Source organism: Xylanimonas protaetiae, assembly GCF_004135385.1.
Classification (GTDB): Bacteria; Actinomycetota; Actinomycetes; order Actinomycetales; family Cellulomonadaceae; genus Xylanimonas; species Xylanimonas protaetiae.
Genome location: NZ_CP035493.1, coordinates 178,688 through 191,740, shown reverse-complemented (window position 1 = coordinate 191,740; position 13,053 = coordinate 178,688). Strand labels below are relative to the sequence as shown.

Genomic DNA, 13,053 nt, shown 5'->3' with positions numbered 1-13,053 from the left:
GCCCCGCCCCTCACGCCGCCACCGCCATCGGCTTTGTCACCGTCGGCTCGGTTGCCGGGCCGGGCGCCGGCGAGCACAGGGCGGGGGAGGAGGCGGGTAACGCGTCCAGGGCGGCGACGGTGTCGCGGGCGTGGGTGGCGGCGAGCCAGTCGGTGGGGTCGATGGCGGGGTGGTCGAGCCCGCCGGGGCGCAGCTCGAAGTGCAGGTGCGGGCCGGTGGAGTTGCCGCTCGAGCCGACGTCGGCGATCCAGTCCCCGGCGGCGACCTGGTCACCGACGCTCACGTGAGTCCCGTGGTCGCGGATGTGCCCGTACACCGACACCAGCACCTGCCCGCCCGAGTTGTGGGTGATGGCGACGGCGTTGCCGAGCCCGCCGAGCGGCCCGGCGTGGACCACGGTGCCTGCCGCGGTCGCGAGGATCGGGGTGCCCGCGGGGGCGGCGAGGTCGACGCCGGCGTGCAGCCGCCACACGTGCAGCACGGGGTTGAGCCGGTTGCCGAACCCGCTGGTGCGCGTCCACGTCCCAGCGGGCAGCGGGAACACCGTCTCGGACACCGGCGGACCCGTGACAGGCGGGGCGTGGGTCGATGCGGTGGCCGCGACCGCTGGTGCGGGGTCGCCGGCCGGTGTCGTGGTGAGCGCGGTGAGGATTGCCTCGGCGACCGGCTCGTACCGGGCGTACCGGTCGGGGTAGGCGGAGACCTCCACGGCCTGCGCTGCCGCGCCCTTCGGCAGGCTTTGCCAGCCGGGGATGTCCAGCAGCCCGCGCGGGGACCCGTGGTTGGGGCCGGTCGGCCCGCCGAGGAACGCCCGCACCTGGTAGGCCGGGTCCATCAGCTCGGGCACCGACCCCCAGCCCGCGGTGGGGCGCACCTGGAAGATGCCGAGCGAGTCATGGTCGGCGCCGTCGGCGTCGTGCGGGAAGCCAGCGGAGGCGGGGTAGGTGGTGGTGTTGGCGTACATGCGCAGACGCGACTCGGTCAGCCCTGCCATCAGTGCGACCAGCAGCCCATCGCGCCCGACGCCGCGGATGCGCCCGCCGACCTCGACGATGGTCGCCGCGTGGGCGAGCTGGGTCTGGTCCAGCCGGACGGTCGTGCCGTCCGTGGTGGTGGCCTCCAGGTGGTCGGGCACTGCGGTGAGGGTGGGCGCCGGGGTGCACCAGGTCTGCCCGGCGTGCACGAGCCCGACGGCGAGCACCCCGACCAGGAGGGTGGGGAGCACGGCCGTGGCGATCGGGACCAGGAGGAGCAGGCGGCGCATGACGGTCACCGCATCGGGGTGTCGAGCCGGCCGACACGCAGCAGGTGACAGGCCGGGTAGGTAGGTGGGCACACGACCCAGACGGTGAACGCGACGTCGAACCGGTCGGTGACCTCGCGCCCCTCCCATAGGCCGGCGCGGTGGCGCACGCCGTCGATCGTGACCGCCGTCGTCCCGGGCGCGAGCGCGCCCTCAGGAGTGGAGGCGAGGACGTGGGCCCACTGCTCGGGCACGACGGCGCCGGTCACGGTCAGCCACTGCCGGGTCGAGTACCGCGCGAGCTGCGCCCACGCCGCATCCGTGGGCAGGTAGGCGGTCAGGTCGGCGACCAGGCCGGGGGTCTCGAGCCCTGCAGGGTCCCCGACGGTGACGATCCGCTGCACGTACGCGTCCCTCGCGATCGGCGCGGAGGTGTCCCACGCGAACAGGGCCGTGACGGCGTCGACCGCGAAGCCGACCGGGTCGGCGGACGCGGGAACGGGCTCAAGCACGGTCGGCGCCGGCGACGGTGGGGGAGCGGCCGCCGTCGCGCCGGCGTCAGGGGAGGCGACAGTGACCGGTGTCGTCGGGTCGTCGGATGCGGGTCGGTGCCACAGCACCGCGGAGGTGACGACGGCACCCAAGCCCAGCACGGCCGCCAGGGCCGCGACCAGGATGCGGTGCACGCGGTACGAGCCATGAAGGCAGGCGCCGGCCGCGGCGATCATGGCTGCACCCGGTGGGCGTCGGCGGCCGCGCGGCCGGCGCGGGCGACGACGGCGAACTTGCCCAGGGCGTCCAGGACCCGCTCGAAGGTGGCCCACTCCTGGGCGGACAGGCCGCGGCCGATCTGGTCGGCGTCGAAGGTGTCGGTCCACCCGTCCAGGGAGTTGACCATGAGCAGGAACCTGCGCACCGTGCCCTTCGTCAGCCCCGGTCTACCCCCGTCGGACGTCGCCGTCCCCGCCGCCCGAACCTCCCTGTCGGGGTCCGGGGTGGGGCGGGCGGGGCCGTAGACGTTGGTGGCTATCTCGGACTTGATCAGCTCGTACAGCGGCAGCACGGGCGCCCCGGCCTCGACCTTCTCCAGCGCCTCGGCCGCGTGCTGGCGGATCTGCGGGCGCTGCTGGGCGTCGTCACGGATCCGCTCGAGGCGGCCCACGGCCTCCAACCGCTTGTACGCGGCGGACCCGGTCGCCAGCCGCGCAGCCTGCGTGCGCGACTTGGCGGCGTCCCTCGACGGTGGTGGCAATCTGCCACCACCGTCAGCCGGGCCGGTGATGCGGCCGGGCTGACGTGCGGTCGAGAACTGTGTGCCCGCCTGACGTCGGGCGGCGTCCTCCGCGAGCAGAGTCTTGATCTCCCGGTACACGGCGGCGGCCTCGACAATCGACAGCGGCTTGTGCAGCGTGTTCTCGTCCTTCTCCGCCAACAGGTGCTGCACTCCGGTCGAGATCCCGGTGCGCACCCACACGCGGGTGGTGCGCATGCCGAGCTGCTTGATCGCGGCCAGGCGCCGCAGCCCGCACACGAGCACCCCGTCGGGGGTGACCGTGATCGGCTGCAACAGACCCAGGGTGCGGATGGACTCGGCAAGGGCGTCGATGTCGCCCAGGTCGTGACGGTGGCGGGCACCGACCTGGATCGAGTCGACCGCCCGGTCGACGTCGAGGTACCCGCTGGCGGTCTCATTCATCAGCGACCACCCCCGACGTCGTCGCGGGACGGCCCGGATCCGAGGCCATGAGCAGCGCGGCGAGGCGTTCGTCGCGCAGCAGGTCCCAGGCCGGCTGCCCGAGGATGAGCCGCATCAGCAGCCCCTGACCGGTCGCCGCGACGTTCAGGCCGGGGGCGGGAGTGCCGAGCACGGCGGCAAGCAGGGCCAGCCACTGGTGCTGGGAGATGTCCAGCAACACCAGCGCGTGGGCGTCCTTGCGCAGGTACGCGTGCGCTCGGTCCAGCGACCCGGCGGAGGTCAGCCGGTCGGTGATGTAGTCCATCGCAACTGCCGCCGTGCGCGGATCCCACCCGGTCGCGGCCAGCACCCACACCGCCGCGCGCACCGCGTCGTCGACCTCCCCGGGCGCGACCTGCCCGGCGCGCGTCGCGCAACCCGTCTCCGGTGCGGGGGTGTGCTCGGTGGGCAGGACGTCGGCAAGGACCGCCCACGACTCGGCGTCCAGGCGCCGCGCCTCGTGCACGTCCGCCGGTTGCCGGTGGCGTGCGGCGCGTTCCCCGACGAGCAGCTCGTCGCCGCGCTGGGCGGCCTTGAGCGCCGCCTCGACCGAGGTGGTGACGAACCCCCACGGGTCGTCCTTCTCGAGTAGCCGCGGGCGCCGCAGCTCGAAGAACGCAGCCACCACGGCGTCGTGCGGGCTCTGCCCGTACGAGCGCGCCAGGGCGGCATACTTGCCAGCGCAGAACTCCATCAGAGCCGCGGCGTCCGGGTCGCTCGACCACGAACGGGCCGGGTTCGTGCTCAGCTCCCACAACAGCTCGCGCAGCCGGTCGCGATCCGCGAGATCCCGGGTGGTCGCCGCCGTTGTCATCACAGCGACACCCCCGGTGCTGGTTCCATCCGAGTGGACGATGTCGACAGGCCCAGCGGGGCCGACGGCGTCCTCTCTGCGCGGTCGGTGGCGCCGCTACGCATCGCGTTGACCGCATCGACCGGCAGTCGGTTCACCCGGCGGGCCAACGCCAGCTCCAGGCTGATGCCACGCCCAACGACCGACTGGCCCGCCGCCAGCGACAGGTCCGCCAGACGCACCCACTGGTAGTCCCCACGTACCCGAGCGCGCGAGGCGAGCGTGGCGCCCGTCGCCGACGGCTTGCGCGACGGGTCGCGGTGGACCGCCATCGGATCGGGGGTCGTGACGGCGGGCTCGCGCGCCGGCATCGGGTGCGGCGGCGGGCCGGACTTCTCGCCGGGCGCGGGCTGGATCTCGCTCATCAGGACACCTCCGGGGTGGTAGCCGGGCGACGTGCACCGTCGCCCAGGTCGGGAAGGGGAGCGGCGCGGCGGAACGCCGACCGGATCGTCGTCTCGATCTCCCGGGCCGCCAGTCCGGCATGCTGGGCGGCCTCGCCCAGCACGCCGACGGTCGAGCGCACGTCGAAGCCGGACTCGACCATCCGGCACGCCGCCCAGAACAGGCCCGCGTTGCGTCCACCCTCGGGCCGGGTCGCGACCCACGCGGCCAACCGCTCGGGGCTCGCACCCACTCCGGGTGCTGTCGATGACGGGCCGCCCGCAAAGGTCGAGAGACGCGGCGGGTCCAGGAACGCCCGCAACGCCGCCGCGTCCACCGGACCGGCCGCGTGAGGGGACGCCGTCACGAGCTCGTAGGCGCGCACGCCGGCGGGCGTCACGCACAGCGACGGGGGAACCACGACGTACCCGCCGTCGCCACGGAAGTCCACGTGTGTGCGCGGCGAGGTCCATGACCGCTGCTCGACACCGAGCGTGTGCGCGAAGTAGGCGTGGATGCCGCCCGACGGCGTCCGGACCACCGTCGCCCACCCCGACACCAGGCCCCGCCGGCGGGCCCGCTCGAACGCCGGGAACCCCGAAGCGTCGGGCTTGAGGTCGATATCTACGACGTCGAGCCCCGACCGCTCACCGGTTGGCACGCCGATGTTCGCGTCCGGCCGCTTACGCCACCACGACGCCACCTGATCCGGGTCCGTCGTGGCATCCAAGAACCCACGCTGCGTCAGCGGGAACTTGGCCGTCGGCGCACACGGGAACACCGGGACACCCGCAGCCGCGAGCCCCGCAGCAGCCGCGGGCAACGACGCGGTCCGCGCGGCACGAAGCAGCGGCGACGGATCCGCCAGCGTCGAGGCCGAGTGCCTGTCCATGACCGCCACGTTCGCCAGGTCGTGCACCCCGTACACGACCACGTGCACGACCACGTGCACGCCACCACCCGCGGTATTCGTGCAGGTCAGACCCGCGCTCGTAGGAAGGGCCGAGTTCCTTGACTACAGGCCTTTGGCGGTCGGCCAATGGGCCCCTGGGAGCGCTCACCGGGTCGAGGTACGAGCGGCGGTGTCAGAGACGCCGGCTGATGGATAGTTCTTCCTGGCCGTCGCCTCGAGCCGTCCCACGGTTGCCTCACCGCCTCACGGGCGGGCCGTTTCTGGTCGGTGGGACGCCACGATGAGCGCTCTTGTCACCGAGCGCTGGTGTGATCTAGCACATGGATCTCTCCTCTCTCTACGGCGCGGCGATCGTTCCGGTTGCCGGTGCGGTTGCGGCTGCGCTCCTGGCAGCCGTGCAGGACCTCTCACTCACGCGACGGCTCCGTCGACAACTCCATCAAGAGACCACGCTCCTCGGGCAGTTGCCGGATGGCCCGGCCCGCACGGCACTCGCTGAGCAGGTTGAGGAGCGCTCGCTCCTTCTGGTGTCCGCGTTGAAGTACCCGCCGGTGGTTCTGCGGGACGTCGCCCGGGCAGTCGGGTTCTCCGCGCTCTTGGTCTGTAGCGGCCTCGCAGTCAGGACGGCGGATATCCACCTGCCAAAGTCCGAGGTCGACGCAAGCGCCGTAGTGTTGGGCGAGGTGCAGACCGAGGCCTGGAATGCTGCGATCATGGCTTGGCTGTTCCTAATCCTCGCCGTGAGCGTGCTGGCCATCGCCTTGTCCGCTTGGCACGGGCGCACCGTCGACCGCATCGAGTTCGTGACCAGATGGGTTGGTCCCGTGGCGGCCGCCGATCTCGGGCACCGCCTCGCCCTCTTCCGATCCCTGATGATGATGGCGCCATTGTTCGGTATCTTCGCGGCCGCGATCTTCCCGCTAGCTCCGCTCCACGGCGTCGAAGCCATCTCCAGCGCCGGCCAGAGTATTGCCCTCCTCGCCGCCTTCGCGGCCTGCATCGTCGCCGGGTTTCTCGTGCACTACAAGTCAAGCCTCGGCACGCTTCTCAAACAGCTACAGCGCGGTGCGCCAGCCGCTCACGCCGAGGAAGTCGTGATGCCGCGGACGGCGCTGCCAGGGTTCTCAGCACTCCAGATGGCGATGCTCTTCGTTGCCGCATGGTCTTTGTCTACTCATCGGCGTCAAAGACGCCGGTGAGGGGCTACGCCCTCTCCGACGTCGAGAGGATCGCCGCTGGGATCGAGCCCGACCACACCGACGAGGTCGACGAGGAGGGCGACGCCAGCCAGTGACCTCTCACCAGGTGGCCGTGCAACCCGCCCGGCCACCCACCCCGGCGCGGCGCGGTCGGGCCACCGGTCACCTCGAGCTGCCCCTCGCCCATCCTGGGCACGCCACGAGTCCCCCCGCTGCGCGACTCGTTGGCGAACACCGGATGGACGACTGGACCCACAAGTCGCTCGCACCCTGCCCGTACTTCACGTGCCGCAGCCAGCTCACGATCCGTTCGCGCGGCCCGGGCACGAGCTCGCACACGCCGTTGGACGCACTCGACGTCGAAGCAATCAAGCGGGCGGGGCCACCCGCGTCCCTCTCGCCGCATGCGGAACCGCGACCACGGCCGCACGCCTGAACGCGCTGCGCGCGATCCGATCCGACGCGTGCGCAGATCTCGTCGAAGCGGTCGACCCCGACGACGCCGGGCGGGCCGCAGCCGCCCGGCTCTGGCACGAGCTCAACGCTGCTGAAGCTGGCGCCGCGACTAGGCGGACTCGCGTAGCGCGTCGACGGTGAGCACCAACTTAGCCTCCGCCGCGGTGAGCTCGATGTCGTCGGGCTCACCGGATACCAGAGGGGCGCAGAGTTCCGGCCAGAACGCTATCCGCATCTCTTAGGCGTTTGAGATAGTCGTCACATCGAGGCGAGAGTGGGAGGCGAGAGCGGCAATTGCTGCTTTCGTTGAGCCAATACCCGCCCAGTTCGGATCGACGTCGTGTGCCAGACACCAGAGTCGGTCGTCCGGCCAGATGAAGGCTGGTTCGGGCATGCGCTTCCCCAGCATGGCCTCCCATTGCTCAGCGACGCCACCCGCAACAAACATTGCAAGGTCAATCTGAAGGAGGACATACGCCCGATTCGGGACCGACACTCGTGCTGTGCGCCAGATCAGCGGAGGAAATGCGCGCTCTCCCCACCCCTCCCAGATAAGCAGGTGGCCTCTGCTTGACGACCGGGTGAAGTTGGTCAGAAGGCTAACGGCGGTGCTAACGATCCGAGTGTTGTGCGATACGTCGCCGTCCGCAAGATCGAGTTGCGCGTAGGCATCGAAGCCTGCGGGGCCGTAGGTGACGAGTCGTTCCCACGGCTGCTGGTCTGTTGTGATCCAGTCGGCCGCAGATGGGCAAGGCAACGTCTCAAAATCCACGGTAGCCAGTCACTCTCCGACTCTAGTGACACCCGCGAACCGCCGGGCGGGCAGAGATCGACACCGGTCTCTGCCCGCCCCACGAACGATCGAGGGTCCGGGCTGTTCTACTTGTACACCCGGCAGTTGATGTTTGACGTGGACTGTGCGGTCTCGCTTGTGTCGACCATGCCGTCGACATCAGTGTCACCGACTGAGAGCCAACCAGTGACATTATCGTCTGCGCAGTCCACGCCCGCAGTCGTACGATTGCCATTGGTTCGACTCGGCTTAAGTTGCGATGTAGCGCAACCCTCCAGCACCCAATAGTCACCTGCGCTCGTCGTGTAGTACTCATAGAGGCAGACCTGAACGTGTGCCGTCGTTGCGGACGTGCAGGTTCCGAGGTCCCACGTTCCATGCGACTGGACCCTCGGGACCGTCGAGGTCGACGAGCGGTGCGGGTAGTCAACCGCAGTGATCGGGGTGCATCCGAGTGCGGCGGCGGCAGGCGAAAGACCCGTCGGACTCTGACTGGCGATCCCTGCTGGCGAGGCGGGGTTGTCGAGGACGACCCCGTCTTGGTTCACGAAGATGGCCGATGCGCCATCTATGGGCGCGGGCGAAGGATGTCCGATAGAGAGGTCAACTGTCGTCGTACTCTCTGGCGTGCTCGACGGCGAGTCACTGATCGCCGCGCTGGCGCCCGGTGCGAGACCGATGAGGCCGCCTACTGTCGCTAACGCCACGCCTGACCAGATGAGATGTTTGCGCAACCCTTCCTCCTTGATGGGTTCCGGTGGGGCCGTCTCCATCGATTGCCCCGGGTAACTGGACAATGGCACGAAGCCGACGAGTAAACAACCCGTAGCAGGCTCTCAGAGGACATCCTGCTTGCGTCTTGGCCGTGTCTCCAATCTGTGGCCGCCGGCTCGTGAGCGCCTGGGCGCGGGCGACCCGCGCCCAGGCGCCGCACCCAGATGTCCGTCAGCACGAGCTCGGGCGCCTGCCCGACGCGTGTGACTGCCCAGGAGTGACCACCACCGCGAGTGGGCGTCCCCGCCCGTCGACGTGGTGGATCTTGCTCGTCAGCCCACCACGGGACCCGGCCGATGCCGTGACCTCAGCCCGCCTCAAGTCAGCGTTGGGGGACACACTCTAGTCGCCGTCGCCAGCATCCCCATCCGACGCGCCGCCCTCCCCGACGAGTCCCGCTCCGGCATCGCCGCGGCCGAGTAGGGCCACTGGTCCCGCTGCCGCGGACCGGTGGACCATGGCTCGTGCTGGTCGCGCACACCCAGCTGCGCCTGGCCCGTTCCAACGCCACCGACCACCGGCTGCCCTACCAGCCGACCACCCCTGCAGACGCGTCGTTCGCGGCCCTCCTTGTCCCGGCCCCGCGAACGCCGGGGCGCCTGTCAGTTCGATTCCGGGCGCTGGCGCGCATGCGTGCGAATGACCGTCGCGGAGCGTGGTGTCGGGTCGATCGGTGGGCGATCGTCGTCGGTGCGGCCGAAGACCTCGGCCCGGCGTAGCCGTTGCGCTTCGGTGTGGTTGCCGGCGGCGTCCTCTACCTTGGCCAGCGCCAGCCGTGCGGGCTCGTCGTAGGGGGAGGCGAGCAGCGCTGCAGTGGCAGCGTGGTGGGCGGTGCCGAGGTCTGGCGGATCGGCGTGCAGGGTGGCGGCGTGGACGAGCAGGGCGGTGTCGACGATGGCGGCGGCGATCTCGTGGTCGATGCGTTCACCTTCGTGCATCCACACCCATGCGCCTTCGCGGTCGTCCGAGAACGGTTCGCCCTGCACGAGCCCGAGTGCCTTGACGAGGTAGTCGATCCCGTCAGGCTTGCCGTCTCTCGCGCCGAGGGCCAGGCCGCGGGCGCGGAGGCGGCGGAAGAGGTCGAGGTCGACGAGCACGTCGCGCAGGTGGGCTCCGGGCCACTTCTCGGTGCCGGCTTGTCCGCCGCGTGGTGCTCGGGGGACGTGGCGTTCGCCGAAGCTGGTGCGAAGGTTTCCGACGTCGGCGCGGGCGCGTCCGTCCGTGCAGTTGAAGGCTTCGCCGATCTGGGAGGAGCGCACACCGCCGGGGTGCAGCCACAGGTAGGCGGCGAGCTCGGCGTGGTGTCTCTTGCGGTCGGAGACGGCGGGTGCTGCGTGCAGGCCGTGGATGTCTACCGGGCCGAGGAGTATGAGGCGCGGGACGGGGCAGCCGGATCCGCGGGTCCACCATTCGTGGTCGCGGTCCAGGTGTGGGTCGGCGGCCAGGACCTTGGACGTGGTCGCGTCGGGGACGGCGGGTGCGAGGGCGCCCACGTCCTCGACGGTCAGGGCGGCGTCGGCGGCGTACTGGTCGGCGGGGTCGGGCAGCAGCGAGGTACCACCGGCCGGTTCGTCGTCGGCGGGTCGCGGCTCGACGTGCTCGGCGCGGATCGCCCCACCGGCATCGATCAGGGCGGCGAGCCCGTCGGTCGCCGTGGGGTCCACGGGCATGGGGATGTTCTCGTGGGTGTCGGTGACGCTGAGGAGGTCGGCGGTCGTGGCGGCCTCTGCGGCGGTCAGCAGCGCGGCCTCGACGTCGATCCCGAGGGACCGGATGTGCAGGCGCCGGTCGGTGGTGATCTCGGCGGTGACGGCGCCGGTGATGGGTTCGTCGGGGTTGAGAGCGATGAGGCTCACGCCGGGGCGCGCGGTGTGTTCGATGATCGCGGTGGCCAGGCGCTGCACGCTCGCGGCGTCGGCGCTCGCGGGGCCGAGCACGAGTGTGGTGAGGTCCTCGGGGTCCCAGTCGCCGGTGTCGCGGGAGGCCTCGATGTCGGCGGCGAGGTCGTCGAGCGGGGTGAGGTCCCCGGCGGGTGAGTGGCGCACCCGGCCAGCGTTGAACGCGTCCAGTTCGCCGGTCAGGCCGACGACGTGCACGTCGACCAGGAAGGACCAGGGGCTGACGGCGAGCTCGGCTGCGACGTGGCGGGCGAAGGCTGCGACGTCGGCGGGCGTCCCGGTGACGGTCAGGGTGCCGAGTCGTTCGAGGTTGACCATCCACAGGGTGCCGTCGGCGGCTTGCCCGACCGAGACGAGCATCGGGTAGGGCGGGATCATCTCGACGCCGGGCAGCCTGGCGTCCAGGGGCGCCGACCAGGTGGAGCCCTCTCCGGTCCAGGGTTGGGGGAGCGTGGTGTCCTCGGCAAGGTGCACACGGACCCGAGCCTGGGTCAGTTCGACGGCGACGACGGGCGGGTAGCAGGAAGGTTCGAGGAACGCGGCCGCAAGGGTCTGGAGCGCGCGATCGAGTGCTTGGACGGCGTCGGCCATCCGTGTTCCGGCGGCGCGGGCGGTTTCGTCGGCGGGGACCAGGGCGGCGGGGATCGGTGCGATGACGTGGGCGGGGATGCGGGAGCGCAGCTGGGTGCGGCGGTGGGCGCGCACCGTGAGGAAGACTCCCGCGCCGAGAAGGGATCCGGCCCCGCTCAGGCCGGGGACGAACCAGGCGGGCAACGATCTGCCGTGGTCGGACGTGTCTGCGGGCGTGGTGGTCTCACGGGATGGCTGGTCGGCGGGTGCGGCGCTGCGTGGCGTGGCAGGTGTCGGTGGCGTGCCTGCAGCGGCGGGTGTGGGCGCGGTGGCCGACGTGTGCGGTTCGAGGGCGGGCGGCGACGCGGGCCCGGGTTCGTGCTGCGGTCCGGCGGTGATGGGTGGCTTTGCCTCGGCCTCCGGGGTGGCCGTGGTCGAGGGAGCAGCCGTTGCGGTGGTCGGGTCCGCGTCGGGGGTGATGTCGACGGTCCAGCCGGGCTTGATGAGGTCGGGGTCGGTCAGGTGCTCGCCGCCGGGCTGAGGAATGTCCTCGGACGACTCGACGATCTCGGGGTAGCGGGCGGCGTCCCCGAGCTCGTCCCGGGCGATCTGGGAGAGTGTGTTTCCCGGCTGCACGACGTACGTGCCGTTGTCCAGGGTCGTGGTGATGGGCGGCTCGGGCAGGAGCAGGAGCGTGCCGGGGGTGATGAGGTCGGGGTCGGCGCCGAGCGTGGCCCGGTTCAGGGCGTGGATCTCGGTCCACCGGTGCCCGTCGCCGAGCTGCTGCTCGGCGATGCGCCACAGGCTGTCCCCGCGCCGCACCGTGTACGGGGCGGTGCCGGCTCCGGGGTCGGGTGCTGCCGTCGAGGGCGTGCTCGCCGTCGCCGTGGGGGCGTCCGACGGTGGGGGAGCCTGCGCTGCGGGGCTCAGCGGCTGGGTGACTGTGACGGCAGGGGACGCGGCGGCGGGGGTGGCCGCGGTGGCGAGCGAGGGCATCGCGACGAACGCGAGGGCTGCGACGTCGAACATGCGGCGGGCCACGGCCTGGGACAGCCCGAAGCCGTGCACGTGGGGCGGGCGGGTGTCGCGGATGCGGGCGGCGGCTTCGGCGACAAAGGAGACGGTGAAGTAGGCCCAGCCGAGCCACGCGAGCAGCCCGAGGAACAGGACCAGGAGGGTGCCGTTGTCGGCGATGGTCAGCCGCTGGGAGACCATGGCCCAGTTGGTGGCCCACGGCGCGATCCGAGCGGCGAGCAGGATCGCGGGGACGCCGACGACGAACGCGACGATCGCGGCAAGCCCGGCCACGCCCTGGAGCCGGTGAGCGAGCCTCATTGTTCGATGCCTCCCAGGGTCCGCACGGTGCGGGACGTGGCGGTGGCCGTGACGTCCAGGGCGTTGATGCCGATGACACCGAGGATGACGGTGTCGTAGGTGCCGGTCACGGTGACGGTGACCCGGGTGCCGTCCGAGACGGTGACGGTGCCGGTGGCTCCGGCGGCTTCGAGGTAGCGGGTGGCTTCAGCCTTGGCCGCGGTGGTGTCGACGGTCAGGACGTCGCCGCGCATCGCGTGCGCTGCGGCGAGTGCTTGCCCGCCGGCGCGGGCGGCCTGCTGTGCCAGGTCGTGGGTGCGTTGGAGGGTGTGCACCTGGCCGCCGAGGTCGACGGCCAGGCCGGCGCACAGGATGAGCCCAAGGGTGCAGATCGCGGCCCACGCCGAGACCGAGCCCCGCTCCGGGTCGCGGGGACGTCGCTTGTGCTGGTCTCGTGTCACTGGGATCGCCACCTGTCGATGGGGCTGGTCATGGTGGCCTCGACGGTCCTTGTGCCGGGCAACCCGGGGATGGCGGTCAGGTCGGCGAGGTCGACGGCACAGCTCACGGTGACCGTCACGGTGGAGGCGGCGCCCGGCGGTGCGTCGAACCCGGTCGCCTCGACGGTGACATCGACGTGGGCGCAGTCGAGCTGCTGTCCGGCCAGGGTGAGCGTGGCGGCGTCGGTGGCCGCGTTGTGTGCGGTCGTGGTGGTGCGTTCCAGGGACGCCGCGCGGGCGGCGTCGGCCGCGGCGGACTGCACGACCTGGTGCGCGAGGGCGATGCGGCCACCGAGCACGACCAGCAGGACGAGCAGCCCGAAGGCGGGCACGAGGATCGCCGCCTCGATCGTGGCCGAGCCGCGCTCGGACTCACGCTCCGCCCGGCGGAGCACCGACAGGTGGGGCTGCCTGGTCATGG

General features: G+C 71.5%; 11 protein-coding genes and 1 pseudogene. 1 reads left to right on the top strand and 11 read right to left on the bottom strand.

The features are described 5' to 3' along the window. Positions 1–10 precede the first annotated feature (10 nt). From ET471_RS00865 to ET471_RS00840, 6 genes are read right to left on the bottom strand one after another with little or no spacing between them, the layout of a single operon-like run. Positions 11–1,264 carry a M23 family metallopeptidase gene (locus ET471_RS00865; RefSeq protein ID WP_129186178.1) on the bottom strand — a complete coding sequence of 418 codons (1,254 nt, stop codon included), beginning with the start codon at positions 1,262–1,264 and terminating at the stop codon, positions 11–13. Positions 1,265–1,269: 5 nt separating this feature from the next. Beyond that, the gene (locus ET471_RS00860) at positions 1,270–1,971 is read right to left on the bottom strand and encodes a hypothetical protein (protein ID WP_129186177.1); all 702 of its coding nucleotides are present in this window, start codon (positions 1,969–1,971) and stop codon (positions 1,270–1,272) included. Further along, on the bottom strand, positions 1,968–2,939 hold the full coding sequence (locus ET471_RS00855) for a ParB N-terminal domain-containing protein (protein WP_129186176.1): 972 nt from the start codon (positions 2,937–2,939) through the stop codon (positions 1,968–1,970). Before ET471_RS00855 ends, ET471_RS00860 begins: the two co-directional genes overlap by 4 nt. Continuing rightward, complete coding sequence (locus ET471_RS00850) at positions 2,932–3,792, bottom strand: hypothetical protein (protein ID WP_129186175.1); 861 nt, start codon at positions 3,790–3,792, stop codon at positions 2,932–2,934. Before ET471_RS00850 ends, ET471_RS00855 begins: the two co-directional genes overlap by 8 nt. Beyond that, the gene (locus ET471_RS00845) at positions 3,792–4,196 is read right to left on the bottom strand and encodes a hypothetical protein (RefSeq protein ID WP_129186174.1); all 405 of its coding nucleotides are present in this window, start codon (positions 4,194–4,196) and stop codon (positions 3,792–3,794) included. Before ET471_RS00845 ends, ET471_RS00850 begins: the two co-directional genes overlap by 1 nt. After that, complete coding sequence (locus ET471_RS00840) at positions 4,196–5,107, bottom strand: bifunctional DNA primase/polymerase (protein ID WP_242496480.1); 912 nt, start codon at positions 5,105–5,107, stop codon at positions 4,196–4,198. The genes ET471_RS00845 and ET471_RS00840 overlap by 1 nt, the downstream gene beginning before the upstream one ends. Positions 5,108–5,448: 341 nt before the next feature. Here ET471_RS00840 and ET471_RS00835 point away from each other — a divergent pair, with 341 nt between their 5' ends. Next, a complete protein-coding gene (locus ET471_RS00835) occupies positions 5,449–6,327 on the top strand; it encodes a hypothetical protein (protein ID WP_129186172.1) in 879 nt (292 codons plus the stop codon). Positions 6,328–7,021: 694 nt separating this feature from the next. Here ET471_RS00835 and ET471_RS00830 read toward each other — a convergent pair. The 5 genes and pseudogenes from ET471_RS00830 to ET471_RS00810 form a co-directional block, all read right to left on the bottom strand. Next, positions 7,022–7,555, bottom strand: a complete 534-nt coding sequence (locus ET471_RS00830; protein ID WP_129186171.1) for a hypothetical protein — start codon at positions 7,553–7,555, stop codon at positions 7,022–7,024. A gap of 916 nt (positions 7,556–8,471) precedes the next feature. After that, a pseudogene (locus ET471_RS19060) lies at positions 8,472–8,638 on the bottom strand (IS5/IS1182 family transposase); the annotation flags it as partial. Between the two features lie 314 nt (positions 8,639–8,952). Then, positions 8,953–12,153: a LysM peptidoglycan-binding domain-containing protein gene (locus ET471_RS00820; protein ID WP_129186170.1), complete on the bottom strand. Its 3,201-nt coding sequence runs from the start codon at positions 12,151–12,153 to the stop codon at positions 8,953–8,955. Then, positions 12,150–12,593 carry a pilus assembly protein TadG-related protein gene (locus ET471_RS00815; RefSeq protein WP_129186169.1) on the bottom strand — a complete coding sequence of 148 codons (444 nt, stop codon included), beginning with the start codon at positions 12,591–12,593 and terminating at the stop codon, positions 12,150–12,152. The genes ET471_RS00820 and ET471_RS00815 overlap by 4 nt, the downstream gene beginning before the upstream one ends. Continuing rightward, positions 12,590–13,051 (bottom strand): TadE/TadG family type IV pilus assembly protein, encoded by a 462-nt coding sequence (locus ET471_RS00810; protein WP_129186168.1) that lies wholly within the window; start codon positions 13,049–13,051, stop codon positions 12,590–12,592. Before ET471_RS00810 ends, ET471_RS00815 begins: the two co-directional genes overlap by 4 nt. Between the last annotated feature and the right edge of the window lie 2 nt (positions 13,052–13,053).

Excerpts from the sequence above, each read along its gene's own strand:
- ET471_RS00860 (WP_129186177.1), bottom strand. The coding sequence starts at position 1,971 with ATGATCGCCGCGGCCGGCGCCTGCCTTCATGGCTCGTACCGCGTGCAC.
- ET471_RS00850 (WP_129186175.1), bottom strand. The coding sequence starts at position 3,792 with ATGACAACGGCGGCGACCACCCGGGATCTCGCGGATCGCGACCGGCTG.
- ET471_RS00865 (WP_129186178.1), bottom strand. The coding sequence starts at position 1,264 with ATGCGCCGCCTGCTCCTCCTGGTCCCGATCGCCACGGCCGTGCTCCCC.
- ET471_RS00820 (WP_129186170.1), bottom strand. The coding sequence starts at position 12,153 with ATGAGGCTCGCTCACCGGCTCCAGGGCGTGGCCGGGCTTGCCGCGATC.
- ET471_RS00835 (WP_129186172.1), top strand. The coding sequence starts at position 5,449 with ATGGATCTCTCCTCTCTCTACGGCGCGGCGATCGTTCCGGTTGCCGGT.
- ET471_RS00855 (WP_129186176.1), bottom strand. The coding sequence starts at position 2,939 with ATGAATGAGACCGCCAGCGGGTACCTCGACGTCGACCGGGCGGTCGAC.
- ET471_RS00810 (WP_129186168.1), bottom strand. The coding sequence starts at position 13,051 with ATGACCAGGCAGCCCCACCTGTCGGTGCTCCGCCGGGCGGAGCGTGAG.
- ET471_RS00845 (WP_129186174.1), bottom strand. The coding sequence starts at position 4,196 with ATGAGCGAGATCCAGCCCGCGCCCGGCGAGAAGTCCGGCCCGCCGCCG.
- ET471_RS00840 (WP_242496480.1), bottom strand. The coding sequence starts at position 5,107 with ATGGACAGGCACTCGGCCTCGACGCTGGCGGATCCGTCGCCGCTGCTT.